Consider the following 24,227-nt stretch of genomic DNA (forward strand, 5'->3'; position numbering starts at 1 on the left):
TGGTCGCATTGAAGTCTAAAAAATACAAGGCTTTGCATGACAAGAACGAAGCGGGAGCGGGCAGGCCTTGGAATTCGGGGCGATCTTCAAGGCGGCATTCGCGCTGGTCGTCGGGCTCGACCCCGGCTTCCTGGCGATCGTCGGCTTGTCGCTGCGGGTCACGCTCACGGCGGTGCTGATCGCCGCGCTCGTCGGCCTCCCACTGGGCGCGGCGCTCGCGCTGGCGCGTTTCCCCGGACGCTCTGCGGTCATCATCTGCCTCAACGCGCTGATGGGCCTGCCGCCCGTCGTCGCAGGGCTCTTCGTCTTCCTGATGCTGTCGCGTTCCGGCCCACTCGGGCCTCTCGGCCTGCTGTTTACGCCCAGCGCGATGATCGCGGCGCAGGTCCTCCTCGTCCTGCCGATCGTGATCGCGCTGACCCGCCAGACGGTCGAGGACCTCTGGGGCGAGTATCGGGACCATCTCCGCTCGGTCGGCCTTGAAGGCCTGCGAGCCATCCCGACGCTGCTTTTCGACGGCCGCTTCGCTCTCGCGACGGCGCTGCTGGCGGGCTTTGGCCGGGCCAGCGCCGAGGTCGGCGCCGTGCTGATCGTCGGCGGCAACATCGCCGGCTACACCCGCACCATGACGACGGCGATCACCTTGGAGACCTCGAAGGGCGACCTGCCGCTCGCGCTCGGGCTGGGCCTGGTCCTGATCGCCCTGACACTCGCCATCAATGCGGTCGCCTTCGGCGCCAGCCGCATCGGCGCGCGCTATGCGGGGTGAGCGCCATGCGTGACATCACCTCGATCCTGCCGCTCGCCGCCGGTGACGTCTCCTATCACGGCGATGGGCGGACGCTCGTCGACGGCCTGAGCTTCACCATCCCCGCCGGCGGCCTGACCGTGCTGCTCGGGCCGAACGGTGCCGGCAAATCGCTGACGCTGCGGCTCTGCCATGGGCTGCTGACCCCGAGCCGGGGCCGGATCAGTTGGGCCGCAATGACGGAAGGCCGCGCCAGGCGCCACGCCATGGTTTTCCAGAAGCCGATCATGTTGCGCCGCTCGGTCGAGGCCAACATCGCCCATGCGCTCGCCGCGGCCGGCCTCCCCGCATCCGAACGCCGCGAACGCAGCCGCGGGGCGCTGTCGCGCTTCGGCCTCTCCGAGAAGGCGGCGCAGGCGGCGCGCCTGCTCTCGGGCGGCGAGCAACAGCGCCTCGCCATCGCCCGCGCCTGGGCGCTGCGGCCCGAACTGCTCTTCCTCGACGAGCCCACCTCGCAGCTCGACCCCGCGGCGACGCGGCAGATCGAGGAACTGCTCGCCGGCCTCGTCGCCGAGGGCATCACCGTGGTGATGTCGACCCATGATCTCGGCCAGGCGAAGCGCCTCGCCTCGCGCGTGCTCTTTCTGCATCACGGCCGGCTGGTCGAGGACGCGGCGGCGGCCGACTTCTTCCCCGTGCCGGCCTCACCCGAGGCCCGCGCCTTTATCGCCGGCGAACTGCTCTGGTGACCGGCTTACCTTCAAGAAACGCCCGAGGAGACGATCGATGACCCTGACCAGACGCCTGCTGCTCTTGACCGGCCTCTCCGTCGCGCTGTCCGGCGCGGCGCTCGCCCAGACGACGACCGCCACGCCGCCGGCAAAGACCGCGCCCGCCGATGCCGGCAGCCGCTTCATCACGGTGTCCTCGACGACCTCGACCCAGGATTCCGGCCTGTTCGGCCATATCCTGCCGCTGTTCAAGGCGAAAACCGGCATCGAGGTCCGCGTCGTCTCGCAGGGCACCGGCCAGGCGCTCGACACGGGCCGCCGCGGCGACGCCGACGTCGTCTTCGTCCATGCCAAGGCGCAGGAGGAGAAGTTCGTCGCCGATGGCTTCGGGCTCGAGCGCAAGCCAGTGATGTACAACGACTTCATCCTGATCGGCCCTAAGGCCGACCCGGCCGGCATCGCCGGCGCCAAGGACATCACCACCGCTCTCAAGGCGATCCAGGAAAAGGGAGCGCCCTTCGTCTCGCGCGGCGACAAGTCCGGCACGCATTCGGCGGAGCTGGCACTGTGGAAGGCGGCCGGCATCGACCTCGCCGAAAAGAAGGGCGCCTGGTATCGCGAGATCGGCCAGGGCATGGGCGCGGCACTCAACACCGCCGGCAGCATGGGCGCCTATGTGCTGGCCGATCGCGGCACCTGGCTCTCCTTCAAGAACCGCGGCGATCTCGTCATCTCGGTCGAGGGCGACAAGCGGCTGTTCAACCAATACGGCGTCATCGCCGTGAACCCGGCCAAACACCCGCATGTGAAGATCAATGACGGCCAGGCCTTCGTGAACTGGCTCGTCAGCCCCGAGGGACAGAAGGCCATCGCCGACTACAAGATCGACGGTCAGCAGCTCTTCTTCCCGAACGCGACCCAGGCCGGCGCGTGATCCGATGCGTCGCGCCATCGTCGCCGGGCTTCTGCTGATGGCGGCGATCGCGACCGCCCCGGCCGGCCGCGCGCAGGAGCCCGTGCTCCTGCATGCGGCCGGCAGCCTGCGCGCCGCCCTGACCGAGGTTGCGCAGGCCTTCACCAGCGCAAACGGCATTGCCGTGAAGCCCGCATTCGGTGCATCCGGCCTGTTGCGGGAGCGGATCGAGAAGGGCGAACGGGCGGAAGTCTTCGCCTCCGCCGATCTCGGCAATCCCCTCGCACTGGCGCAGGCCGGGCGCGCGGGCCCGGTCGTGCTCTTCGCCCGCAACGAACTCTGTGCCTTCCTGCGGCCGGAGATCGACGCCACCCCGCAGACTCTTCTGGAGCGCATGCTCGATCCGGCGGTGAAGCTCGGCACCTCGACGCCGCGCGCCGACCCCTCGGGCGATTATGCGTTCAAGGTGTTCGCCCGCGCCGAGGCCGTGAAGCCCGGCACCCGTGCCGCGCTCGAAGCCAAGGCTCTGCAGCTCACCGGCGGCCCGGCGAGCATGCCCGCGCCCGAGGGCATCAACACCTATGGCCATAAGCTCGCCTCGGGCGAGGCCGACATCTTCCTCGCCTACTGCACCAATGCAGCGTCCATCGCCAGGGAGCAGCCTGCGATCCGGCTCGTACGCCTCCCGCCGGAACTGGCCGTGGGCGCGGATTACGGGCTGACCGTGACGAGCGGGGCCTCGCCAAACGCCTGGCGCTTCGCCATGTTCATCCTCGCGCGCGAGGCGCAGGAAATCCTGGCGAGGCACGGCTTCGCCGCACCGACGCTGCCCCGCGAGGGCGGCTGAACGGAGAGGCCCAATGGACTGGCAGGCGATACGCCCGGGCGAGACATGCGCTCCGCTGCCCGAGCGGCAGGATGCGCATCTCGTCTTCATCGGCCGCCTGCGCACGCCTTTTGCCTCGCGCGACGAGTGCCCGCGGCGGGGCGATGCTGAGAACGGCCCCGTCTGCCGCGTCGAGATCGACGAGCCCTGGCGCGGGGCGCTTGCCGGCATCGAGGACTTCGAGCAACTCGACCTGCTCTACTGGATGAATCTGGCGCGCCGCGATCTTCTCACCCAGACGCCGCGCGGCGGGCAGCCTACCGGAACCTTCGCCCTGCGCTCGCCGGTGAGGCCGAACCCCATCGCATTGTCGCGGGTGAGGCTGCTCGGCATCGAGGACGGCGCGCTTCTCGTTCGCGGGCTCGATTGCGTCGACGGCACGCCGCTTCTCGACATCAAGCCGCATCACTGCCGGCACGCATCCGCCGAGCCACGCGATGCCGCGTCCTGACCGCCGCCTCGTCCTGGCGGGTCTCGGCGCGACAATCCTCGCCCCGCCTATCGCCCGCGCCGCGACGGTCAGGGACGGCGCCGGCCGCGAGATCGCGATTCCGGCGAAGGTCGAGCGCATCTTTCCCGCCGGCCCGCCCGCCGCGATCCAGCTCTATACGCTTGCGCCCGACCTGCTTCTCGGCTGGCCGCGCCCAAACCGTGCCGAGGAGCGCGAATTCCTGCTGCCGGGCATCGGCGACAGGCCCGAGCTCGGCCGCATCACGGGCCGCGGCAACAGCGCCAATCTCGAGGCGGTGCTGCAATGGAAGCCCGACCTCATCGTCGATGCCGGCTCGACGGGGCGCACCTATGTCGAGCTGGCCGAACGCGTGCAGGGCCAGACCGGCATTCCCTACGCCCTGCTCGACGGCCGCTTCAGTGCAATCCCCGAGAGCTACCGCATCCTCGGCCGGCTGACCGGCCGCGTCGAGCGGGCCGAGGCGCTGGCCGGCTGGTGCGAGACAGCGATGGCGACGATCCGCGGCCGCATCGCCGCCATCCCGCCGGAGAAGCGCCCTTCGGTCTATTATGCCCGCGGCCCGCGCGGCCTCGAAACCGGGCTCGGCGGCTCGATCAATGTCGAGACGCTGTCCTTCCTCGGTGCCCGCAACGTCGCCGACCAGCCCGGCAGCGGGCTGGCTCAGGTCTCCCTCGAGCAGGTGCTCGCCTGGAATCCCGAGGTGATCGTCACCATCGACCTCGCCTTCGCCGAGACGGTCCGCAGCGACCCCGGCTGGGCCGGCGTCAGGGCGGTGCAGGCCGGCCGCGTCCATCTCTCACCGAAACTGCCCTTCGGCTGGGTCGACTTCCCGCCCTCGGTCAACCGCATGATCGGGCTGTGGTGGCTCGCGAAGCTACTCTACCCCGCAGCCTTCCCCGAGGATATCCGCGCCCTCGCCCGCGAGTTCCACACGCTGTTCTACCAGGTTACGCCGAGCGAAGAGCAGCTCGACCGCATTCTGGCGGGGCGGAACTGACCCATGGCTCGATCGGACGCACACCGTCATTGCGAGCGTAGCGAAGCAATCCAGGGGGCCGCCCCAGACGCTGGATTGCTTCGCTACGCTCGCAATGACGGTGTGGTTGCCGATCCGTCCTGACACTCATGCGACCATCCTCGATCACCGGTAACGCCATCGCGGTCGGCCTGCTCGCCATCGCCGTCCTGCTCGCTTTCGGGCTCGGGCGTTTTCCGATCGGCCCGGCAGAGCTCGGCCGCCTGCTCTGGTCCGCGCTGAGCGGTGAGCCTTCCGGCCTGCCCGCGCAGGTGGAAACCGTGATCTGGAACATCCGCGGGCCGCGCGTGCTTGCCGCTCTGCTCTGCGGCGCGGCGCTTGCCATCGCCGGTACGGCTTTTCAGGGCCTGTTCCGCAACCCACTGGTCTCGCCGGACATCCTTGGTGCCTCCTCCGGCGCGGCACTCGGCGCCGTGCTCGGCATCTATCTCTCGCTCGGCCTCTTCGCGATCCAGCTCGCCGCCTTCATCGGCGGGCTGGTCGCAGTCGGCGCCGTCTATGCCGTCGGCTCGGCGATCCGGCGCGGCGACCCGGTCCTCGTGCTGGTGCTGACGGGTGTCGTCGTCGGTTCGCTGCTGGGCGCCGGAATCGGCCTCGTGAAATACTGGGCCGATCCCTACAACCAGCTCCCCGCCATGACCTTCTGGCTGCTCGGCAGCCTCGCCGGCACCGCGAAGACCGACCTCCTGCCGCTGCTCGGCCCGGTGCTGATCGGCTGCGCCGTGCTGGTCGCTTTGCGCTGGCGCATGAACGCGATGTCGCTGCCGGAGGAGGAAGCGCGCGCGCTCGGCCTGCGCACCGGCCCCTTGCGCCTCGCCATCGTCGTCGCCGCGACGCTGGTGACCGCGGCGAGCGTCGCCGCCGCGGGCATCATCGGCTGGGTCGGGCTCGTCGTGCCGCATCTCGCCCGCTTCCTCGTCGGCCCCGATTTCGGCCGGCTGCTGCCGACTGCGGCGATCCTCGGCGGCGGCTATCTGCTCGTCATCGACACGCTGGCGCGCACGGCCGGCCCTGTCGAGACTCCGCTCGGCATCCTCACCGCGGTGATCGGCACGCCGTTCTTCATCTGGCTCCTGGCTTCCTCGCGCGGGGGCTGGTCGTGAGCCTTGCGGCCAATGCCCTCGCCTATGGCTACCGCGAGCGCGAGATCGGCAGCGACATCGCGCTTTCTCTCGCCCGCGGCGAGGTGCTCGCTCTGCTCGGCCCGAACGGCAGCGGCAAGACCACCCTGCTCAAGACGCTGCTCGGCCTGTTGCCGCCGAAAGGCGGGTCGCTCACGCTCGACGGGCGGCCGCTCTCCGAGCTCTCGCCGCCGGAACGGGCGCGGGCGCTCGGCTATGTGCCGCAGGCCCATGCCGGCACCTTCGCCTTCACGGTGCTCTCGGTCGTGTTGATGGGCCGCAGCGCCCATGCCGGGCTCTTCGCCGCCCCCTCCGCCCGCGATCGCGCGATCGCTCACGCCATGCTGGAACGATTGGGCATCGAACGCCTGGCGGAGCGGCCCTATACGCTGATCTCGGGCGGCGAGCGCCAGCTCGCCCTGATCGCCCGCGCGCTGGCGCAGGAGCCGGCCTATGTCGTCCTCGACGAGCCGACCGCGAGCCTGGACTTCGGCAATCAGGGCCGGGTGATGAGCGAGATCCGGCGCCTCGCGGCGGAAGGCCTCGGCGCGCTCTTCACCACGCACGACCCGAACCAGGCCCTGCGCCACGCCGACCGCGTCATGATGATCCGCGACGGACAGGCGCTCGCGAGCGGCAAAGCGGCGGAACTGCTCACGCCGGAGCGGCTGCGACAGCTCTATGGCGTGCCGGTCGAGACCGTAACGGATGGCGACGGGCGGGTGGCGTTCCTGCCGGGCTAAGCGGCCTATCGGCAGAAATCGGCGCAGCCGGCTTCCCATAACGGCGCATCGCCGCGCAGGGCCGGCACCGAGGGACGCGGCTTGCGGCCGGGCAGGTCGGCCGGCGTCGGCGCGACGAGCTCCCACCAGCCATGGGCGCATTGCGAGCGGAAGGCCATCTGCTCGGCGATCGAGGTCCCTTCCCGCGCCAGCGCCGCGTCGAGCGCCTCGGCCCCGGCGGCGACGCGCCCATCATTGGGGTCACTGGGCTCGTTTGCATAATCGTGGAAGGCCTCGGTGAAGACCTCCATCTCGCGCGCGATATGCGGCCAGTCGGAGCGCCCGAGATTCCAGGCGTCCATCCATTCGGTCACGACCGTCTCGACGGCCTCGGCCTTCGGCTTGTCCTTCACCTTGCGCGCCGTGGTCAGCATATGGCGCATCAGCTCGGCGCGGGCATGGAGGCGCCGCGCCTCGATCGCGGCCTCGCGCATGCGGGCGATGGCGGCCGAAGCCTCCTGCTGCAGCGCATCGACGAAATGGGGCATGGCGGTCTCCGTCAGGGCAATGTCGCGAGGCGGGCGATCATGCGCTCGAACAGCTCATGGGCCTCGACGGTCGCGACGACATGGGCGTTGGGCTCGCGCTTGAGGCGGCCGTTCCAGTCGATGGTGGTGCGGCCGCGCAGCGGCCCGTCGCCGGTCTCGACCGCGACGAAGCAATCGCGACCCGCGAACAGCTCCGGCCAGAGCAGGAAGGCGATGACGCAAGGGTCGTGCATCGGGTGGCCGGCCGTACCGAGGCCGCCGGGGCGCGGGCGCGTCAGCATGCCGTGGATCGCCTTGCCGACCGCATTGCCGAGCAGGCCGATGCGCTCGATCTGCTCATGGCTGGCGATCGCCTGCAGCGTCACGCCGAGGCCGAACATCGTGATCGGGCAGCCAGCGCCGAAGACCACGGCCGCGGCATGCGGATCGACATGCATGTTGAACTCGGCCGCCGGCGTCATGTTGCCGAGCCCGATCGCCCCGCCCATCAGCACGATCCGCTTGACCTTGGGCAGGATGTCCGGCGCCAGCCGGAAAGCCAGCGCGAGATTGGTCAAAGGCCCGAGCGGGCAGAGCGTGATCGAGCCCTCGGGGGCAGCGCGGCAGATCGCGATGATCGCCTCGACTGCATGGCCTGCCTCGGCCACGCTCGCGGGCGGCGGCAGGCCGGCACCGGCGAGCCCGTCCGGCCCGCAGACGAATTCGGCAGTCTCCAGCGCGACGATGAGCGGCACCTCCGCCCCTCGATAGACGGGCACGGAAGCCGCGCCGCCAAGATCGCGGATGCGCAGTGCATTCGCGGTGGTCTGCGCCACCGGGACATTGCCCGGGACCGTGGTGATGGCACGCAGCTCGAGCTCGTCGCGACTGGCGAAGGCGAGCAGCAGCGCCACCGCATCGTCCTGCCCCGGATCGGTATCGATGATGATCGGCTCAGGCATCGGCTCAAGCCGCCTTGGCGTTGCCGGCCATGATCATATGCGCGAGGTCGTCGGCCGAGAGGTCGCCCAGCGGCTGGTCGACATATTTTCGGCCAGCACCCATGATCACGACACGGTCGGCCAGCGCCACCACGTCGCGCATGTTGTGGCTGATCAGGATCACGGTGCGCCCATCGCTCTTCAACTTGCGGATCAGCTCGAGCACCAGCGCGCTTTCCTTGACGCCGAGCGCCGCCGTCGGCTCGTCCATGATGATGACCTCGGCGTTCCAGCGAAGGGCCCGCGAGATCGCCACCGCCTGGCGCTGGCCGCCGGAGAGGCGCTCCACGGGGCGCGTCATGTCGGTGACCGCGGCAGAGAGCTGCGACAGGTAGCGCTGCGATTCCGCGATCATCCTTTTCTTGTCGAGCACGCGCAGGAACGGCAGCAGGAAGGGCCTGGTCAGCTCCGAGCCCATGAACACGTTCTGGGCGATCGAGAGCCGCGGGGCAAGCGCGAGGTCCTGGTAGATCGTCGCGACGCCATGGTCGAGCGCGTCATGCGGGGAAGCGAACGAGACCGGCTTGCCGCGCATGCTGATCGATCCGGCGCTCGGCTCCTCGGCCCCGGAGACGACCTTGATCAGGCTCGACTTGCCGGCGCCGTTGTCGCCGCAGATCGCCACGACCTCGCCCGGAAAGATGTCGAGATCGACCTCGCGCACCGCCACGACCGGGCCGTAGCTCTTGCCGATGCCGCGCAGCGAAAGAAGGGGGATGGGAGTGGTCATGGTCGATCTGCCTGCATGTTCACGCAAAGCCGTCATTGCGAGCGCAGCGAAGCAATCCAGGGGGCGAGGCGGAACGTTCAGCCCCGCGGCTCCTGGATTGCTTCGTCACTTCGCCCCTCGCAATGACGGCATGCGCCGTCACTTTTTCAGGAACTGCTGGACGTTGTTCTGGTCGACCAGCACGGCTTCGGTGAAGAGATAGGGGCCGGTGGTGACGCTCTCCTTCGGCTTCTTCTCCACGACGATGGCCTGCACCGCGTCGATCGCCTGCTGGCCCATCTCCTCGAACGGGATTGCGACTGTGGCCATCAGGGTCGAGCTTGGATCGGCGATGCGCTCATAGCTCTCCTTGCCGCCATCGACCGAGACCAGCGGAATCTGGCCCTTCTTGATCCCTTGGGCCTGCAGCAGGTCGTCGATGATGTAGGCCTGGCCGTCGAAGGAGGCCCAGATGCCGTTGATCTTGCCCTGGTTCTGCAGCAGCAGCGCCTGCATGCCGGCGCGGACGTCGTCGCGCCAGCTCTGGGTGCGGGCCATCGAGAACTTACCGAGCTCCTTCACCGCCTGGTTTTCCGCGAGCACGGCATCGAGGATGCGGCCGCGAATGCGCGAGGCAACGTTGAGGTCGAAGCGGGCGCTGACGATGTTGCCCTGGTAGCCGAGCTGGCCGAGCAGGTAGAGCGCCGCATCGGCGCCGACCTTGTATTCGTTGCTCTGGATGTCGAACAGCGCATGCTGGCTCGCACCGGACTGCACCGTGATCACCGGGATCTTCGCATCCTTCGCCGCCTTGAACTGCGCATCGGCCTCGACCGGCTTGCCCATGGCGATGATGATGGCGTCGACCTTCTTGGCGATCAGCGCGTCGAACTGCTCGGCATGCTTCGGCAGCGCACCTTCCGAGTTCAGCAGCGTCACGCCCCAGCCCTTCGCCTTGGCCGCGGCCGCCGCGGCGTTGGCAACGCGCGCATGCGTCTCCGAGGAGAACTGGAAGCCGATGATGCCGACCTCGAAGGCCTGTGCCGACTGGCCGAACGCGACCAGCGCTGCAGCTGCCACCAGCATCTTCCTGAACCCGAACATGATGACCTCTCCCCTCGCCTTTGACCGCTTGAACTGAAATTACGGGTCAGACCTTGAATGCCGCCTTCTTCATCGCGCTGGCCGAGAAGGCGACCGAGCCGATGATGATGACGCCGAGAACGATGTCCTGGATGTAATAGGGCGCGCCCAGCAGCACCAAGCCGTTGCCGAGCACCTTCAGCACCAGCGCCGCGAAGACCGTGCCCGGGATGTTGGGCTTGCCGGGCTCGAACATCGTCATGCCGAGCAGCACGGCCGCGATCGCATAAAGCAGGTAGTCGCCGGCCATGTTCGGCGCCGCCGAGGACAAATTGGCGGCGAGCAGCATCGCCATGCCGCCGGCGAAGACCCCGGCCAGCAGCAGCCCGATCCGCTTCATCCGCGTGGTCGCGATGCCGGCGAGCCGCGCCGCCTCGTCGGCCTCGCCGGTCGCGACCATATGCGCGCCGGTGCGGGTCCATTTGACCAGGCCCCAGGCGAACAGCGTCGCACCCGCCATCCAGAGCACCAGATTGGGAACGCCGAAGGTGTAGCCGCGCGCCAGACTGGTGAAGCCGACCGGCCAGCGGCCGACGAAGGCAACGCCTTGCGTGATCATGAAGGCGAGGCCCTTGGCGATCGCCGCCGTGCCCAGCGTCATGATCAGCGATGGGATGCGCAGCACCGTGACGCCGTAGCCGTTGAACGAGCCCAGCACGATGCCGACGCCGAAGGCCGCCGCGACAGCCACTCCCGGCGGATATTGCGCATGCACCATCCAGCCGCAGACCACCGCTGCCAGGCTCGCAACCTCCGCGATCGAGAGGTCGAGCTCGGCAACCGTGAAGGCGAGCGCGAAGCCGAGCGCCAGGATGGCGAGGAAGCTCGTATCCTTCAGCACGTTGATGATGTTCATCGTGCTGGCAAAATTCGGCGCGAAGATCAGGAAGAAGACGATCATCGCCAGCCCGGCGATCGCCGTACCGTAGCGCCCGATCACCTCGCGCATGTCGATGCGGCCCATGCGCCTCAGGCTCCCTTCGCGATGGTCGAGAGCGGCGACAGGATCTCGATGCAGCCGGTGATCGGGATCAGCGCTCCGGTGACGAAGGCCGCACCGGGCGAGAGCAGGAAGGCGATCACGGCAGCGACATCCTCAGGTTTTCCCAAGCGGCCGAGCGGAATGCGCAGCGCGGCGCCCTCAACCAGCGCATCGAACTGCGCGGCGAAGCCGTCGCGTACCATTGGCGTATCGATGATGCCCGGCGCAACCGCATTCACGCGGATCGATGGACGATCGCGCCGCCCTCGCCCTGAGCGATCATCTGGCGCGCCGCCGCCTTCGAGGCGCGGAACACGGCGGAGAGGTTGAGGTCGACGAACTTGTCCCACTCGTCGTCCGCCCATTCGACCATCGGCACGGGCCGCGAGGCGCCCGTCACCCATGAGACGGGCCGTAGCTGATCTTGGGTGCGGGGGCAGTCATCGGGCGGTCGTTACGGCGACGGCATCTGCGGCGCGAGCCACCACAAGGGGGCCGGGATTGCGCGCGAGCCCGGCGAGATCGGCCGAGATCGGCGCCAGCGCGTCCTCGGCGCGACGGAAGATGGCGAAGAGGGCATCATAGGCTGCGCGCCGTTCCGGATCCGGCTCGTATCGCCGGGCGACGCGAACCAGCGCGTCCTGCGCCTCAACGATGGAGGCGAAGCGGCCGAGCCCGGTCCAGGCGATGATCGCGGCACCGAGCAGGCCAGGTTCCTTTGCGCCGCCGACGACGACCGGCCGCCCACAGAGATCGGCCTTGATCTGGGCCCAGGCCGGGTTGGCGGCGGCGCCGCCGCCGAAGCGGATCTCGCCGACGGTCGTGCCCAGCGCGGCCTCGGCCCGCTCCAGCACGATGCGGTTGAGGCAGGCGACGCCTTCGAGCACGGCAAAGGCCATGTCGGTCGCACCATGCTGGCGGCCGAGGCCCAGGAAGGCGCCGCGCAGGTTCGGGTTCCAGTAGGGTACGCGCTCGCCCTGCAGATACGGCAGGAAGAGCAGAGGCTGCGGATGGCGACGCCCGGCGAGCAGCGCCTCGAGCCGCGCTGCCACGCCTTCCCCTGTGCCGGCAGGGTCGAGGAGCGAGACTAGCCAGTTCGCTGTATCGGCGCCGTTCTGGCTCGGCCCGCCAAGATGCCAGATTCCACCCCAATCGACCGTGATCAGCCCTTCGGCCTCGGCCTGCTCGGGCCCGAGCACGCCCAGAACCTCGGTCGTGCCGGAGATATTGTAGGCATAGCCCGGCCGTAGCGCCCCGAGCCCGGCGACCGCCGTCCAGGTATCGTTGCAGGCGCAGAACACCGGCACCCCGGCGAGCCGGTCGAACGGAGCAGGCAGGCCGGGTCCGACCGGACCGACTTCGTCGCATGGCGCCAGGATCGGCGGAATGATCGTTGCTGCCAGACCGAGCGCTGCGAGCGCCGAGCCGGCCTCGTCCGCCTGGGCGCAGGCGATGAGCCGCGCCATCGAGACGGGGTCGCTTGCCTGCCGGCCGGTCAGCCGGAAATTGAGATAGTCCTTGGGCTCGAGCACGGAGGCGAGGCCGGCAAAGCTTGTCGTTTCCTCCTCGGCCAGCCAGGCAAGACGGGCGAGCGGATGGAAGGCATTGATGCGCCCCGCCTCCGGATGGCTGCCAAGCTTCGCCCGCAAGCGTCCGGCCGCGCCTTCCGAGCGCGCGTCCTTCCAGGTCAGCGCCGGCCGGATCTCGCCTCCGTCCGCACAGAGAAAGACCTGCGTGCGTGTTACCCCGCAGATCGCGATGCCGGCGATTTCGGCGAACGCCTCCGGCGTGTTGAGCGCGATACGGCCCACGGCTTCGAGCAGCAGCGCCCACCAGGCATGGGCACTTATCTCCGAGCGATCGAGATGGTCGGAGAGCACCGGGCCGGCGATGGCATGCTCGGCAAGAACCTGGCCCTCCGCGTCGATGAGAGCCGCGCGAAAGCTGCTGCCGCCGAGATCGCAGGCGAGGACGACGCTCATCGCGGCGCCGCGGCCGGAAGACCGGCCGGCTTGGCAGGCAGGACGGGGAACCAAAAATGGCGGAAAGCTGAACGAGGCGATTTCACGGATAGACTTTCAGGTATCGTCCTTAGGCGCCATAAATCGCGAACGTGTCAAAGCGGCAAGCCGGTGTGGGCTGCGCATTGCGTGCGGTAAAGCAATGCCGGTTCGGTTGGGGCAGGGTCGAAACCCAAGGCTCAGCCACGCTGCCTGAGCAAGGCTTCCGTCGCGCGGGCGAGCAAGGGCGCCGCCGCTCCCTGGATTTCGTGCCGCTCGCTTGCACGTACGCTGAAAATTTCCGGCATGGCCACGCCGTCCATCATCCCCTCTGCCCGCAACAGCGCCTCGAAACGCGCCCAGAGGCCGGGATTGGCGGTAAAGGGCCCGCTGACCGCGATCCGGGTCGGAAAGAAGATGCGGCAGGCATTGGCCAGCGCGTGCGCCAACAGCCGCGCCGCGGCGTCGATCTCAGGCAGGTTGACCAGATCGCGGCCGGCCAGTTGCCGCGCGAGGCGAGCCTCGTCCTCCGCCAGATCGGGCCAGTGCGCGCGCAAGGCCGGCAGCAGCGACCAGAGCGCGGCCCCCGTCTCGAGGCAGCCCGTATTGCCGCAGCCGCAGCGCTGCCCGCCCAGCGATGAAACCCGCCAATGGCCGATCTCGCCGAACGAACCGGCGGGCGCGAAGGGCCGCCCCTCGACCGCATAGGACATGCCGATGCCCCAGCCCCAATGTAGCAGCAGCGTGCTGCCGGCAAAGCTCTCCGGCTCGCGCACCGCCCGCGCCCGCAGCTCGGCGTCGAGGTTGCGGCAGATCTCGACCGGCCCGGCAATGGGCGCGATGACGGCGGCCACGTCGAGACCGCGCATCCGCGGCCAGCGCGATGCCAGCAGCCATTGCCCGCGCGGCAGGTCGATGAGGCCGGACAGCGAAACCGCCGTGCCCGCATGACTCATGCCGGGCGGCATCGCCTCCAGGAGCTGACCGGCGATCGCGACCATGACGTCCGCAATCGCGTCAGTGTCCGCATCGGGGTCGATCGTGATCGAGCGTTCGGCCACGATGTTTCCCCAGAGATCGACCAGCGCTCCCGACAGCGACCGGCTCGCCACATGGATCACCGACGCACCCAGGCGCCGCACATTGGCGAGCAGGGTTGCGGCCGGCCGGCCACGCCGCGCCGCCTGTCCAACAGTCTCCAGCAGGAGGCCGCGGTCGACGAGATCGGCCACCACGCTCGAGGTCGTGGTCGACCGCAGCCGGAGATGCCTGCCGATCTCCCCGCGCGAATGCGCGCCCCCTGCGAGGATCAGCCGGTAGACGCGGGCACAGTCCCGGTCATGCGCCGCCTGGAAGCTGCTGTCGTCGAAGGCTGTCAGAAACACGATCGGTGAGCCTTTTATTCGAAACAGAGTGGTTCAAAAATAGCTGTTGCCTTTCCCACCTCTGCCCATAAGCTCTTGAGAGGATATAAAAAACAAACACATACGCAAAGGTTCAAAAATCGCATGGTCGACATCCGCATCGTCCCCGACAAGGCGACGCTCGGCGCGCAGGCCGCGGCGCTCGGAGCCCAGGCGATCCGCGAGGCGCAAGGCCGCTTCGGCCATGCCAACATCATCGTCGCCACCGGCGCGAGCCAGTTCGAGCTGCTGCAGAGCCTCGTGGTCGCCGAGGGCATCGACTGGACCAAGGTCACCGCCTTCCACCTCGACGAGTATGTCGGCCTGTCGGAGGAGCACCCGGCGAGCTTCCGGCGCTATCTGCGCCTGCGCTTCATGACCCCGCTCGGCAATGCGCCCGCATTCGTGCCGGTCGACGGCGAGGGCGATCCGGAGGCCGAGACACAGCGCCTCAACGGCCTGATCGCCGGCAAGCGCATCGATGTCTGCTTCGCCGGCATCGGCGAGAACTGCCATGTCGCCTTCAACGACCCGCCAGCCGATTTCGAGACCGAGCAACCCTATATCGTCGTCACGCTAGACGAAGGCTGCCGCCGCCAGCAATTCGGCGAGGGCTGGTTCCCCTCCTTCGAGGCCGTGCCCGAGCAGGCGATCTCGATGAGCGTGCGCCAGATCCTGAAGAGCGAGCTGATCGTCCTCTCCATCTCCGACACCCGCAAGGCGCAGGCCACGCGCGATGCCCTGGAGGGTTCGGTCACCAACCTGCACCCGGCCTCGATCCTGCAAACGCACAGGAACACGGTGGCCTTCATCGATCCGCCGGCCGCCTCGCTGCTGAAGAACGCCTGAGCGAGGGTCGGCGATGCGCACGCCCGGCCTCGTGGATCTCCAGGTCAACGGCTTCGCCGGCATCGACTTCAACTCGGGCACCGTCACGCCAACCGAGATCGACCGCGCGCTGGAAGCGATGCTGGCGACCGGCGTCACGCTCTGTCTGCCGACCATCATCACCGCCCATCAGGACGAACTGGCACAGCGCCTGAAGGCCCTCGACACAGCGATCTCGGCGAGCCGCCTCGGCCCGCTGATGTGCCCGGGCTATCACCTCGAAGGCCCCTTCCTGAACCCGGCACCCGGCTATGCCGGCTGCCACCCGCCGGAAGCGATGACGGCAGTCGACCCGACGCTCGTCGACCGGCTCGAAGGCGCGCTGTCGCGGCCGATCCTGCTGGTGACGCTGGCGGCGGAGGTCGAGGGCGCGACGGCGCTCATCGCCACGCTGGCGACGGCCGGCCGCGTCATCGCCCTCGGCCATTCTGCCGCGGATTTCGACCAGGTCGGCACCGCCGCGGATGCCGGCGCGACCCTCTCGACCCATCTCGGAAACGGCCTGCCGCAGCAGCTCCACAAGCTGGTCAACCCGCTCTTCGCCCAGCTGGCTGAGGACAGGCTATGGGCGACCTTCATCGCCGACGGCATCCATCTTCATCCGAAAGCCCTGCGCTCGCTTTTGCGCGCGAAAGGCCTCGACCGTTCGATCCTGGTGACGGATGCGGTCTCGGCCGCAGCCTCGCAACCGGGCGACCATCCCTTCGCCGGCATGACGGTGGAGCTGCGCACGGACGGCTCGGTGCGCCAGCCGGGTGTCGCCAATCTCGCGGGCTCGGCGCTCTGCCTCGACGAAGCCGTGCGCAATCTCGTCGCCTGGGGCCTGGCCTCACCGCGTGAGGCGGTCGCCCTGGCCTCGGACAATCCGCTCGCGGCGCTGGAGCCCGCGCTCCGGGCGCGCGGCATCACGCCCGATCGCGGCGAAATCGAATGGTCGGATGATCTCGCCGTCACCCGCATCCGCCTCGGCCCGATCGAACGCCGCTTCGGCCCCGTCGCAAACCTGGACATCCGACAACCGCCTGACGCCTGAACCATAAAAGGGGAGACCATCATATGAGCCTGAATTTGAAAGGCCTCGACCGCCGCACCGTCCTGGGCGGCCTGAGCGCAATGGCCGCGGGGGGAACGGGCAGCGCCTTCGCTTCCTCGCCACCGTTGCCGAGCGCCCCGGTGACGATCTCGATCATTGATGTCGGCGGCGCGCTCGCGCTGATGCAAAAGGCCTTCGAGGACTACCGCGCCGCTAATCCGAAGCTGGTCTCGCGTATCGCCTTCGTGAAGGCGCCGGCTCCCGAGCTCGCGAGCAAGATCAAGGCGCAGCAGGAAGCCGGCCGCGCCGATCTCGATCTTGTCCTGACCGGCAGCGACGGTCTCGCCGCCGGCCTCGAGCAGAAGCTCTGGCTCAAGATCCTGCCCGATTTCGCCGACAAGTTCCCGAACATCGAAGAGAATTACGAGCCGGCCGCTCTCGCGCTGCACAAGGTGCAGGGCGACGGCTTCGGCGTCGTGGTGAACTACTACCCGTCCGGCCCGCTGCTCCAATACATGCCCGACCGGGTCAAGACCCCGCCGACCACGGCCGAGGAGCTGCTGGCCTGGGCGAAGGCCAATCCCAACAAGTTCATGTATGCGCGCCCGACCAATTCCGGCCCGGGGCGCACCTTCATGATGGGCCTGCCCTATATCCTCGGCGACAAGGACCCGCAGGACCCGGTCAATGGCTGGGACAAGACCTGGGCCTATCTCCAGGAGCTCGGCAAATACATCGAGTACTATCCCGCCGGCACCGGCGCGACGATGAAGGAGTTCGGCGACGGCTCGCGCGACATCATCATCTCGACCACGGGCTGGGACATCAATCCGCGCGCGCTCGGCATCGTGCCGAAGGAAGCCAAGATCCAGACGCTGAAGGGCTTCCACTGGGTCTCGGACGCCTTCTTCATGTGCGTGCCCAAGGGCGTGCCGAACGACCGCCTCGCGGTCGTGCTCGACATGATGGCGCATGTGCTGACGCCGAAGATGCAGGCCTACGCCTATGACGAGGGCTATCTCTACCCGGGTCCTGCGGTGAAGAACGTGCCGCTGTCGCTCGCGCCCGAGAGCAGCCAGAAGGTCATCGCCGAGTTCGGCCGGCCGGAATATGCCGACCTGATCGCCAACAACCCGATCGAGCTGCCGCTGAAGCCGGACAAGATGGTCGTCGCCTTCCGCAAATGGGACGAGATGGTCGGCGCCCAGCGCGCGAAGAAGTAGCGCGCGAAGAAGTAAGGACGAACGCTACACGCCGTTCCGGGCAGCATTGTCCGGAACGGCTGCGCTCAGGCCCGCGTCAGAAGTCGCTGGCGATGCCCTTGACCTCCCAGTCGTCGTAACGGACCGGCTCGAGCCCGCCGCGCCCATTGATCTCGCGCGTCGCGGCGACTTCGGCCGCCTTGGCATCGATCGCCGCCCGCCGCTCCTCGGCCTCGGCCAGGGCACGCTGGGCCGCAGGCGACAATGAGCGCGCCGGCTGCGTCTCCCGCGCGTCCGGGACCCTGGTCTCGTCGGTCTGCTGGCTCATCGGCTCGCTCACTCTTGCGGGATCGGCACCGCCTTCACCACATAAGACGCAAATCCGCATCCGGGGAGAGGCATGTCGCCGCGACCCGCGCATGCGACCTGCGGGGGGTGACGATGAACTACATGCGCACCGGCATGCTGATGGCCGGCCTCACCGCGCTTTTCGGCGCGGTCGGTTACCTGATCGGCGGCAGCGGCGGCATGCTGATGGCGCTCGGCTTCGCCGCGGTCACCAATCTGTTTGGCTACTGGAATTCCGACCGGCTGGCGCTGGCGGCGCACAACGCCCACGAGGTCGATGAGCGCAGCGCGCCGGAGCTCTACGGCATGGTCCGCGACCTCGCAGCCCGCGCCGACATGCCGATGCCGCGCGTCTATCTGATCGACGAGGACCAGCCCAACGCCTTCGCGACCGGCCGCAATCCGCAGAATGCCGCGGTCGCCGCCACGACCGGCATCATGCGCACGCTCAGCTACGAGGAGCTCGCCGGCGTGATGGCGCATGAACTCGCCCACATCAAGAACCACGACACGCTGACGATGACGATCACCGCGACCTTCGCCGGCGCGATCTCCTCGCTCGTCACCTTTGGCATGATGTTCGGCTCGCGCGACAACCGGCCGAACTTCATCGTCCAGATCCTGCTCTCGATCCTGGCGCCGATGGCGGCGATGGTGATCCAGATGGCGATCTCTCGCTCGCGCGAATACGAGGCCGACAAGCTCGGCGGCGAGATCTGCGGCAATCCGGTCTGGCTCGCGGACGCGCTCGCCAAGATCGCCGGCGGTGTCGCCCACATTCCCAACGAGACGGCGGAGGCGAAGCCTGCTACGGCGCATATGTTCATCATCAATCCCCTGACTGGCGGCGGCATGGATTCCCTGTTCTCGACTCACCCCGATACCGGCAACCGCATTGCCGCGCTGATGGAGCAGGCCCGTGCCATGGGCCTCGGTCGCAGCGCCGGCGGCGGCTTCATGAGCCAGGCGTCGCAAGGCCCCTGGGGCGGGTCGGGTTCGGGCGGCCGGCCCGGTCCCTGGGGCTGATCCGGTGGCGAAAGGGATCAAGGACGCCGACCGCAGCCAGATGCAGCACGAGGAAGCCGGCGAAACCACAGCTGCGGTTCCCGGCCTGCCGGCGCGAAGGCTCGCCGCGGCCGTCATCGACGAGGTTTTGCGCGCGCGACTGGCGCTGGACGACACCCATGAGCGGCTGGCGCTGTCCTACGGGCTCGACCCGGCCGACTCGGCACTCGCCCGCGCCATCGCGATCACGGCCTTCCGCCGCCTCGGCACGATCCAGGACGCGATCAATGCCCGGCTGGAGCGCGGCAGCCCGCGCAATTCCGGCCCCTTCGAGCCGATCATGGTCGCTGCTGCGGCGCAGATCCTGTTCCTCGACGTTCCCGACCATGCGGCCGTCGACCTCGCCATCCGCCATCTGCACGAGGATGCGCGCTCCTCGCGCTATGTCGCGCTCGGCAACGCGCTGCTGAGGCGGCTGGCGCGTGAGCGCGAGGCGATCCTGGCGGAAGCCGTCGATCCCTTCCTCGATACGCCCGAATGGCTCGCCGAGAGCTGGATGGAGCATTATGGCGAGGACACCGCCGCCGCCATCGCCGAGAGCCATCGCGACGAACCGCCTCTCGACATCTCCATGAAGGATGACGCCGCGGGCTGGGCCGAGCGGCTGGACGGCCTGCTGCTGCCGACCGGCTCGATCCGCCTGCGCGAGCGCCAGGGCATCACCGGCCTGCCCGGCTTCGACGAGGGCGCATGGTGGGTGCAGGATGCCGCCGCCGCGCTTCCGGTGCGGCTTCTGGCAGCGAAGGCCGGCGAGCGCATCGCTGATCTCTGCGCCGCTCCCGGCGGCAAGACGGCGCAGCTCGCCGCGCTCGGCGCGAACGTCACGGCGGTCGATCGGTCCGGCCCGCGCCTGCGCCGTCTCAGGGCAAATCTCGAGCGGCTCGGCCTGACGGCCGAGATCATCGGCAAGGACGCCACGCTTTGGGAGGCCGAGCCCTTCGACGCCGTGCTGCTCGACGCCCCCTGCAGCGCCACCGGCACGATCAGGCGCCACCCCGATGTCGCCTGGACCAAGACGCCCGAGGATCGCGACAAGCTCGTCGCCCTGCAGGCACGGCTGCTGGAGGCCGCGGCGCGGCTGACGCGGCCGGGCGGCCGGCTGGTCTACTGCACCTGTTCGCTCGAACCGCAGGAGGGCGAGGAGCAGGTCGAGGCCTTCCTCGCCACCCATCCGGAGTTCGCCCGAAAGCCGATCGAGGCCGCCGAAATCGGCGGTCTGAGCGAGGCGATCGATCGCAACGGCGACCTGCGCACCCTGCCCCACCAGCTACGCAACGAAACACCCCGCCTCTCCGGATGGAGCGGATTTTACGCAACCCGTCTGATCAGGCTATGACCATGTCGGGATTCGCATCGGCGAACAGCCACAGGCGTAATGAGTACGGGGCGTATGGAGGCATTGAGCGGGTGGTCTGAGCGCAGGGGACTTGCCCAGGCCGCGATCGGACGGGCGGCGCGGCGGACCCGTGGTCAGCTTGTCGGGCTCGCGCGCAAGCTCTGGCCTTTCGGCCGCTCGCCCGCAACGCGCCTGCTCTTCGCCCCGCATGACCTGCGCACCGCCGACCCGACGACGGCCGGCGATATCTATGCCGGCTACTATGCGTTTGCCGGCCGTACGCTGCGCACGCATGGTGAATCGCCCTTCGACAGCGCACCACCGAGCGAGGCCTGGGCCGAGTCGTTGCACGGCTTCGCCTGGCTGCGACACATGCACGCCGCCGACACGGCGATCGCGCGCGCCAATGCCCGAGCCCTCGTCGACGACTTCATCGCGAAGCGGCGCCATCGCAGCGAGATCGCGCGCCGCCCGGCCGTGGCGGCACGGCGGCTGATCGCCTTCCTCTCGCATTCGCCCCTGCTGTTGGAGGGCGCCGATCATGCCTTCTACGAACGCTATGTGCGCCATGTCGCGCGGCTGGCCGACCAGTTGAACCTCGCCCTCGCCGGTGCCGTCGACGGCGCCGCACGGCTCAACTGCCTGATCGCGGTCACCTTCGCGGCGATCTGCCTCGACGGCCAGGATTCCCGGCGCAAGCGCCTGGAATTCATGCTCTCGGACGAACTCGACCAGCAGATCCTGCCGGATGGCGGCCATCTCAGCCGCAATCCGCGCCTGCTGATCGAATTCCTGCTCGACCTGCTGCCGCTGCGCGAGACCTTCATGACCCGCGGCGTCGAACCGCCGCGCGGCGTGCTGATGGCGATCGAGCGGATGATGCCGCATCTCCGCCTGTTCCGGCATGGCGATGGCGCGCTCGCCTTGTTCAACGGCATGGGCACGACGCCGCCGGACCTGATGGCGACGCTTGCCGCCTATGACGACGCCCGGGCCCGGCCGATCGAGCAGGCCGCCTATTCCGGCTACAGCCGGCTGACCGGCGAGCGCAGCATCGTCGTGGTCGATGCGGGGCCACCGCCAAGGGGCGCCCACTCGGTGGAAGCCCATGCCGGCTGCCTCGCCTTCGAATTCTCCAGCGGCGCTCAGCGGCTCGTCGTCAATTGCGGCACCAGCCGCCACGGCCCGGCCGAGCTGCGCCTCGCCGCGCGCAGCACGGCGGCGCATTCGACGGTGGTGCTCGACGACCGTTCGAGCGCCTCCTTCGGCCTCGTGCTCGGCGAGGTGCGGATCGTCGCCGGCCCCAGCGATGTCCGCGTCGCGAGGCAGGATGCCGAAGCCGGGCAGGAATGGGTCGGCAGCCATGACGGCTATCGCCGCGGCCTCGGCGCCGTCCACACCCGCCGGCTGCTGCTCGCCCGCGACGGGAGCGCGCTCGACGGCGAGGACGATGTCACCCTCACCGGCTCGCCTGCCGGCCTGCCCGCGGTCGCCCGCTTCCACCTGCACCCCTCGGTCAAGCCGAGCCTGATCCGCGAGGGCGAAGGCGCCGTGCTGGCGCTGCCCAATGGCGAGGTCTGGTCCTTCGAGGCCGCGGGCGCCATCATCTCCATCGAGGAGAGCATCTTCCTCGCCGCGACCGATGGCCGGCACCGGAGCGAGCAGCTCAGCGTCGCCTTCGATGCCGTCGCGACGCCTCGGATCACCTGGCGTTTCAGCCGCGTCGGTGCCGCCGCTCCGCCCGGCGCGAGGTTCCGGCCGCCTGCGTCAGGAGCAGCCCGTCCGCCGGAGCCGGCACCGGGCGCATGATCCCTCGGCGCCGGCGTTCTTTGCTTTGCACGCCGCAGCATGATAGCTCGCCCGAACCGCCTGCCTCGCAAAGTCCTGGAACGATCCCGATGCCGACAGAGCTTCGCCGTGTCGAACGCGCACTCCTTTCCGTTTCCGACAAGACCGGGCTGATCGCGTTCGCGCGTGCGCTGAACCGGCTCGGCATAGCGCTGGTCTCGACCGGCGGCACCGCCAAAGCGATCGCCGAGGCCGGTCTTCCGGTGACCGACGTGTCCGATCTCACGGGCTTCCCCGAGATGATGGACGGCCGCGTCAAGACGCTGCATCCGAAGGTCCATGGCGGCTTGCTCGCGGTCCGCTCGCATCCGGAGCACCAGGCCTCGATGCTCGGCCACGGCATCGCGCCAATCGACCTGCTCGTCGTCAACCTCTACCCCTTCGAGGCGACTGTCGCCGCCGGCAGGCCTTATGACGACTGCATCGAGAACATCGACATCGGCGGACCTGCGATGATCCGCGCCGCCGCCAAGAACCATGCCGACGTCGCGGTCGTCGTCGATGCCTCGGACTATGCGGCCGTTCTGGCCGATCTTGAGACCCAGAAGGGCGCGACCACGCTCACGCTGCGCCGCAAGCTCGCCCAGAAGGCCTATGCCCGCACCGCCGCCTACGACGCTGCGATCTCGAACTGGTTCGCCAATGAACTGGGCGACACGGGCCCGGCCTATCGTGCGCTCGGCGGCCAACTCGCCGAGACCATGCGCTATGGCGAGAACCCGCACCAATGGGCGGCGTTCTACCGCACGCCGGGCGCCCGGCCGGGCGTCTCGACCGCTCGCCAGGTCCAGGGTAAGCAGCTCTCCTTCAACAACATCAACGACACCGACGCCGCCTTCGAATGCGTCGCCGAGTTCGATCCCGCAGCCACGGCCGCCTGCGTCATCGTCAAGCACGCCAACCCCTGCGGCGTCGCCGCCGGTGGCTCGCTGCTCGAGGCCTATGAGCGGGCACTGGCCTGCGATCCGGTCTCGGCCTTCGGCGGTATCGTCGCCCTCAACCGCAAGCTCGACGCCGAGGCCGCGAAGAAGATCGTTGAGATTTTCACCGAGGTGATCATCGCCCCGGATGCGGATGAGGAAGCGATCGCGCTGATCGCCGCCAAAAAGAACCTCCGCCTGTTGCTGACCGGCGGCCTGCCGGATGTCCGCGAGGCCGGCCTGTCGCTGCGCACGGTTTCCGGCGGCTTCCTCGCCCAGGCCCGCGACAATGCCGTGGTCGACGACATGGAACTCAAGGTCGTGACCAAGCGCCAGCCGAGCGAGGCCGAGCTCGCCGATCTGCGCTTCGCCTTCCGCGTCGCCAAGCACGTCAAGTCGAACGCCATCGTCTATGTGAAGGACGGCGCGACCGTCGGCATCGGCGCCGGCCAGATGAGCCGCGTCGATTCCTCCCGCATCGCCGCCTGGAAGGCCGGCGAGGCCGCGAGGGCCGCGGGCCTGCCAGAGACGCTCGCCAAGGGTTCGGTCGTCGCCTCTGACGCCTTCTTCCCCTTCGCTGATGGCCTGCTCGCCGCTGCCGAGGCCGGAGCGACCGCCGTCATCCAGCCTGGCGGCTCGATGCGCGACGACGAGGTCATCAAGGCGGCCGACGCAGCCGGCCTCGCCATGGTCTTCACCGGCCACCGACACTTCCGGCACTGAGGAGACCGGCGGCATGCACACGCTCAAGGTCATCGCCGCCGGCTTCGCCCTTCTCGGCGCGCTGCACTTCCTCTCCCGCCGGCTGAAACTCGGCGGTGGCGACCCCACAGGCTTCGCCGTGAAGCTCTTCCTGCCGCTGTGGCTGGTGGCCTCGCTCGTCAATCTCTGGGTCGGCGTCAGCCGCGCGGGCTACACAGTGTTGCAGGAGATGCCCTTCTTCTCGCTCGTCTTCGGTCTGCCGGCCGCGTTCGCGATCCTGCTTTTTCTGCGGTTCCGATAGATCGATGAGCCTCGAATCGGTTCGTTCCTTCTTCGCCGAACACGCGCCCGACATCGCCGTCATCGAGACGGCCGAGAGCAGCGCGACGGTTGCGCTCGCTGCCACGGCCCATGGCGTCGAGCCGGCCCGCATCGCCAAGACGCTCTCGCTGCGCATCGGCGACCGTGTGGTGCTCGTCGTCGCGCGCGGC

27 protein-coding genes (1 of these 27 cut by a window edge) are annotated in these 24,227 nt (G+C 68.9%); 17 read left to right on the forward strand and 10 right to left on the reverse strand.

Annotated features, from left to right (window positions below):
- Window positions 1-82: 82 nt before the first annotated feature.
- From ASE63_RS07350 to ASE63_RS07385, 8 genes are all read left to right on the forward strand, one after another.
- The gene (locus tag ASE63_RS07350; protein WP_056798962.1) at window positions 83-769 is read left to right on the forward strand and encodes an ABC transporter permease; all 687 of its coding nucleotides are present in this window, start codon (window positions 83-85) and stop codon (window positions 767-769) included.
- 5 nt (window positions 770-774) lie between these two features.
- On the forward strand, window positions 775-1,497 hold the full coding sequence (locus ASE63_RS07355) for an ATP-binding cassette domain-containing protein (RefSeq protein WP_056798779.1): 723 nt from the start codon (window positions 775-777) through the stop codon (window positions 1,495-1,497).
- A gap of 37 nt (window positions 1,498-1,534) precedes the next feature.
- Window positions 1,535-2,413, forward strand: a complete 879-nt coding sequence (locus ASE63_RS07360) for an extracellular solute-binding protein (protein ID WP_082609729.1) — start codon at window positions 1,535-1,537, stop codon at window positions 2,411-2,413.
- A 4-nt stretch (window positions 2,414-2,417) separates the two neighbouring features.
- A complete protein-coding gene (locus tag ASE63_RS07365; protein ID WP_056798782.1) occupies window positions 2,418-3,239 on the forward strand; it encodes a molybdate ABC transporter substrate-binding protein in 822 nt (273 codons plus the stop codon).
- Between the two features lie 13 nt (window positions 3,240-3,252).
- Entirely contained in the window at window positions 3,253-3,729 is a 477-nt protein-coding gene (locus ASE63_RS07370) for an SAM-dependent methyltransferase (protein ID WP_056798785.1), read from the forward strand.
- The gene (locus tag ASE63_RS07375; RefSeq protein WP_056798787.1) at window positions 3,716-4,747 is read left to right on the forward strand and encodes an iron ABC transporter substrate-binding protein; all 1,032 of its coding nucleotides are present in this window, start codon (window positions 3,716-3,718) and stop codon (window positions 4,745-4,747) included. The genes ASE63_RS07370 and ASE63_RS07375 overlap by 14 nt, the downstream gene beginning before the upstream one ends.
- 128 nt (window positions 4,748-4,875) lie before the next feature.
- Window positions 4,876-5,889, forward strand: a complete 1,014-nt coding sequence (locus tag ASE63_RS07380) for an iron ABC transporter permease (protein ID WP_056798790.1) — start codon at window positions 4,876-4,878, stop codon at window positions 5,887-5,889.
- Complete coding sequence (locus tag ASE63_RS07385) at window positions 5,886-6,650, forward strand: ABC transporter ATP-binding protein (protein WP_056798793.1); 765 nt, start codon at window positions 5,886-5,888, stop codon at window positions 6,648-6,650. Before ASE63_RS07380 ends, ASE63_RS07385 begins: the two co-directional genes overlap by 4 nt.
- A gap of 5 nt (window positions 6,651-6,655) precedes the next feature.
- Here the strand turns inward: ASE63_RS07385 and ASE63_RS07390 are convergent, their stop codons facing one another.
- The 9 genes from ASE63_RS07390 to ASE63_RS07425 form a co-directional block, all read right to left on the reverse strand.
- Window positions 6,656-7,177, reverse strand: coding sequence for a hypothetical protein (locus ASE63_RS07390; protein WP_056798796.1), 522 nt, complete (start codon window positions 7,175-7,177; stop codon window positions 6,656-6,658).
- Window positions 7,178-7,188: 11 nt separating this feature from the next.
- The gene (locus ASE63_RS07395; RefSeq protein WP_056798798.1) at window positions 7,189-8,118 is read right to left on the reverse strand and encodes a nucleoside hydrolase; all 930 of its coding nucleotides are present in this window, start codon (window positions 8,116-8,118) and stop codon (window positions 7,189-7,191) included.
- Window positions 8,119-8,122: 4 nt separating this feature from the next.
- Window positions 8,123-8,887 (reverse strand): ATP-binding cassette domain-containing protein, encoded by a 765-nt coding sequence (locus ASE63_RS07400; protein ID WP_056798801.1) that lies wholly within the window; start codon window positions 8,885-8,887, stop codon window positions 8,123-8,125.
- 138 nt (window positions 8,888-9,025) lie between these two features.
- Window positions 9,026-9,970: a sugar ABC transporter substrate-binding protein gene (locus tag ASE63_RS07405; RefSeq protein ID WP_056798805.1), complete on the reverse strand. Its 945-nt coding sequence runs from the start codon at window positions 9,968-9,970 to the stop codon at window positions 9,026-9,028.
- 46 nt (window positions 9,971-10,016) lie between these two features.
- Complete coding sequence (locus ASE63_RS07410) at window positions 10,017-10,973, reverse strand: ABC transporter permease (RefSeq protein WP_244491320.1); 957 nt, start codon at window positions 10,971-10,973, stop codon at window positions 10,017-10,019.
- A 5-nt stretch (window positions 10,974-10,978) separates the two neighbouring features.
- Window positions 10,979-11,194 (reverse strand): SDR family oxidoreductase, encoded by a 216-nt coding sequence (locus ASE63_RS28290; RefSeq protein WP_082609741.1) that lies wholly within the window; start codon window positions 11,192-11,194, stop codon window positions 10,979-10,981.
- A gap of 32 nt (window positions 11,195-11,226) precedes the next feature.
- Complete coding sequence (locus ASE63_RS28295; protein WP_082609730.1) at window positions 11,227-11,391, reverse strand: SDR family NAD(P)-dependent oxidoreductase; 165 nt, start codon at window positions 11,389-11,391, stop codon at window positions 11,227-11,229.
- A 40-nt stretch (window positions 11,392-11,431) separates the two neighbouring features.
- Window positions 11,432-12,973: an FGGY-family carbohydrate kinase gene (locus ASE63_RS07420; protein ID WP_056798811.1), complete on the reverse strand. Its 1,542-nt coding sequence runs from the start codon at window positions 12,971-12,973 to the stop codon at window positions 11,432-11,434.
- Window positions 12,974-13,191: 218 nt separating this feature from the next.
- Window positions 13,192-14,376 (reverse strand): ROK family protein, encoded by a 1,185-nt coding sequence (locus ASE63_RS07425; RefSeq protein WP_056798813.1) that lies wholly within the window; start codon window positions 14,374-14,376, stop codon window positions 13,192-13,194.
- 123 nt (window positions 14,377-14,499) lie between these two features.
- Here ASE63_RS07425 and ASE63_RS07430 point away from each other — a divergent pair, with 123 nt between their 5' ends.
- The 3 genes from ASE63_RS07430 to ASE63_RS07440 are packed head-to-tail and all read left to right on the forward strand — an operon-like array spanning window position 14,500 to window position 17,538.
- Window positions 14,500-15,243, forward strand: coding sequence for a glucosamine-6-phosphate deaminase (locus ASE63_RS07430; protein ID WP_056798816.1), 744 nt, complete (start codon window positions 14,500-14,502; stop codon window positions 15,241-15,243).
- A 13-nt stretch (window positions 15,244-15,256) separates the two neighbouring features.
- Window positions 15,257-16,315, forward strand: coding sequence for an amidohydrolase family protein (locus tag ASE63_RS07435; RefSeq protein WP_056798820.1), 1,059 nt, complete (start codon window positions 15,257-15,259; stop codon window positions 16,313-16,315).
- 23 nt (window positions 16,316-16,338) lie between these two features.
- Entirely contained in the window at window positions 16,339-17,538 is a 1,200-nt protein-coding gene (locus ASE63_RS07440) for an extracellular solute-binding protein (RefSeq protein WP_056798824.1), read from the forward strand.
- A 76-nt stretch (window positions 17,539-17,614) separates the two neighbouring features.
- On the opposite strand, the gene ASE63_RS07445 is transcribed toward ASE63_RS07440, so the two are convergent.
- Complete coding sequence (locus ASE63_RS07445) at window positions 17,615-17,845, reverse strand: DUF1674 domain-containing protein (RefSeq protein WP_056798826.1); 231 nt, start codon at window positions 17,843-17,845, stop codon at window positions 17,615-17,617.
- Window positions 17,846-17,958: 113 nt separating this feature from the next.
- Between ASE63_RS07445 and htpX the strand changes: the two genes are divergently transcribed.
- The 6 genes from htpX to ASE63_RS07475 all read left to right on the forward strand — a co-directional run.
- A complete protein-coding gene (gene htpX / locus ASE63_RS07450; protein WP_056798972.1) occupies window positions 17,959-18,891 on the forward strand; it encodes a zinc metalloprotease HtpX in 933 nt (310 codons plus the stop codon).
- 4 nt (window positions 18,892-18,895) lie between these two features.
- The gene (locus ASE63_RS07455; RefSeq protein ID WP_244491321.1) at window positions 18,896-20,266 is read left to right on the forward strand and encodes an RsmB/NOP family class I SAM-dependent RNA methyltransferase; all 1,371 of its coding nucleotides are present in this window, start codon (window positions 18,896-18,898) and stop codon (window positions 20,264-20,266) included.
- 63 nt (window positions 20,267-20,329) lie between these two features.
- Window positions 20,330-22,075 (forward strand): heparinase II/III family protein, encoded by a 1,746-nt coding sequence (locus ASE63_RS07460; RefSeq protein WP_162261733.1) that lies wholly within the window; start codon window positions 20,330-20,332, stop codon window positions 22,073-22,075.
- An 89-nt stretch (window positions 22,076-22,164) separates the two neighbouring features.
- Window positions 22,165-23,757: a bifunctional phosphoribosylaminoimidazolecarboxamide formyltransferase/IMP cyclohydrolase gene (gene purH / locus ASE63_RS07465; RefSeq protein WP_056798832.1), complete on the forward strand. Its 1,593-nt coding sequence runs from the start codon at window positions 22,165-22,167 to the stop codon at window positions 23,755-23,757.
- Window positions 23,758-23,770: 13 nt separating this feature from the next.
- Window positions 23,771-24,037 (forward strand): hypothetical protein, encoded by a 267-nt coding sequence (locus ASE63_RS07470; protein ID WP_056798835.1) that lies wholly within the window; start codon window positions 23,771-23,773, stop codon window positions 24,035-24,037.
- A gap of 4 nt (window positions 24,038-24,041) precedes the next feature.
- Window positions 24,042-24,227 carry the 5' portion of a YbaK/EbsC family protein gene (locus ASE63_RS07475; protein ID WP_056798838.1) on the forward strand. 282 nt of this gene lie beyond the right edge of the window, so 186 of the gene's 468 nt are visible here — the first part of the coding sequence; the start codon lies at window positions 24,042-24,044; the stop codon falls past the right edge of the window.

It is taken from the genome of Allobosea sp. Root381 (assembly GCF_001429395.1).
Classification (GTDB): Bacteria; Pseudomonadota; Alphaproteobacteria; order Rhizobiales; family Beijerinckiaceae; genus Allobosea.

Excerpts from the sequence above, each read along its gene's own strand:
- htpX (WP_056798972.1), top strand. The coding sequence starts at position 17,959 with ATGAACTACATGCGCACCGGCATGCTGATGGCCGGCCTCACCGCGCTT.
- ASE63_RS07365 (WP_056798782.1), top strand. The coding sequence starts at position 2,418 with ATGCGTCGCGCCATCGTCGCCGGGCTTCTGCTGATGGCGGCGATCGCG.
- ASE63_RS07380 (WP_056798790.1), top strand. The coding sequence starts at position 4,876 with ATGCGACCATCCTCGATCACCGGTAACGCCATCGCGGTCGGCCTGCTC.
- ASE63_RS28290 (WP_082609741.1), bottom strand. The coding sequence starts at position 11,194 with ATGGTACGCGACGGCTTCGCCGCGCAGTTCGATGCGCTGGTTGAGGGC.
- ASE63_RS07370 (WP_056798785.1), top strand. The coding sequence starts at position 3,253 with ATGGACTGGCAGGCGATACGCCCGGGCGAGACATGCGCTCCGCTGCCC.
- ASE63_RS07395 (WP_056798798.1), bottom strand. The coding sequence starts at position 8,118 with ATGCCTGAGCCGATCATCATCGATACCGATCCGGGGCAGGACGATGCG.
- ASE63_RS07410 (WP_244491320.1), bottom strand. The coding sequence starts at position 10,973 with ATGGGCCGCATCGACATGCGCGAGGTGATCGGGCGCTACGGTACGGCG.
- ASE63_RS07430 (WP_056798816.1), top strand. The coding sequence starts at position 14,500 with ATGGTCGACATCCGCATCGTCCCCGACAAGGCGACGCTCGGCGCGCAG.
- ASE63_RS07440 (WP_056798824.1), top strand. The coding sequence starts at position 16,339 with ATGAGCCTGAATTTGAAAGGCCTCGACCGCCGCACCGTCCTGGGCGGC.
- ASE63_RS07470 (WP_056798835.1), top strand. The coding sequence starts at position 23,771 with ATGCACACGCTCAAGGTCATCGCCGCCGGCTTCGCCCTTCTCGGCGCG.
- ASE63_RS07405 (WP_056798805.1), bottom strand. The coding sequence starts at position 9,970 with ATGTTCGGGTTCAGGAAGATGCTGGTGGCAGCTGCAGCGCTGGTCGCG.
- ASE63_RS07400 (WP_056798801.1), bottom strand. The coding sequence starts at position 8,887 with ATGACCACTCCCATCCCCCTTCTTTCGCTGCGCGGCATCGGCAAGAGC.
- ASE63_RS07355 (WP_056798779.1), top strand. The coding sequence starts at position 775 with ATGCGTGACATCACCTCGATCCTGCCGCTCGCCGCCGGTGACGTCTCC.
- purH (WP_056798832.1), top strand. The coding sequence starts at position 22,165 with ATGCCGACAGAGCTTCGCCGTGTCGAACGCGCACTCCTTTCCGTTTCC.
- ASE63_RS07375 (WP_056798787.1), top strand. The coding sequence starts at position 3,716 with ATGCCGCGTCCTGACCGCCGCCTCGTCCTGGCGGGTCTCGGCGCGACA.
- ASE63_RS07360 (WP_082609729.1), top strand. The coding sequence starts at position 1,535 with ATGACCCTGACCAGACGCCTGCTGCTCTTGACCGGCCTCTCCGTCGCG.
- ASE63_RS07390 (WP_056798796.1), bottom strand. The coding sequence starts at position 7,177 with ATGCCCCATTTCGTCGATGCGCTGCAGCAGGAGGCTTCGGCCGCCATC.
- ASE63_RS07445 (WP_056798826.1), bottom strand. The coding sequence starts at position 17,845 with ATGAGCCAGCAGACCGACGAGACCAGGGTCCCGGACGCGCGGGAGACG.
- ASE63_RS07420 (WP_056798811.1), bottom strand. The coding sequence starts at position 12,973 with ATGAGCGTCGTCCTCGCCTGCGATCTCGGCGGCAGCAGCTTTCGCGCG.
- ASE63_RS07435 (WP_056798820.1), top strand. The coding sequence starts at position 15,257 with ATGCGCACGCCCGGCCTCGTGGATCTCCAGGTCAACGGCTTCGCCGGC.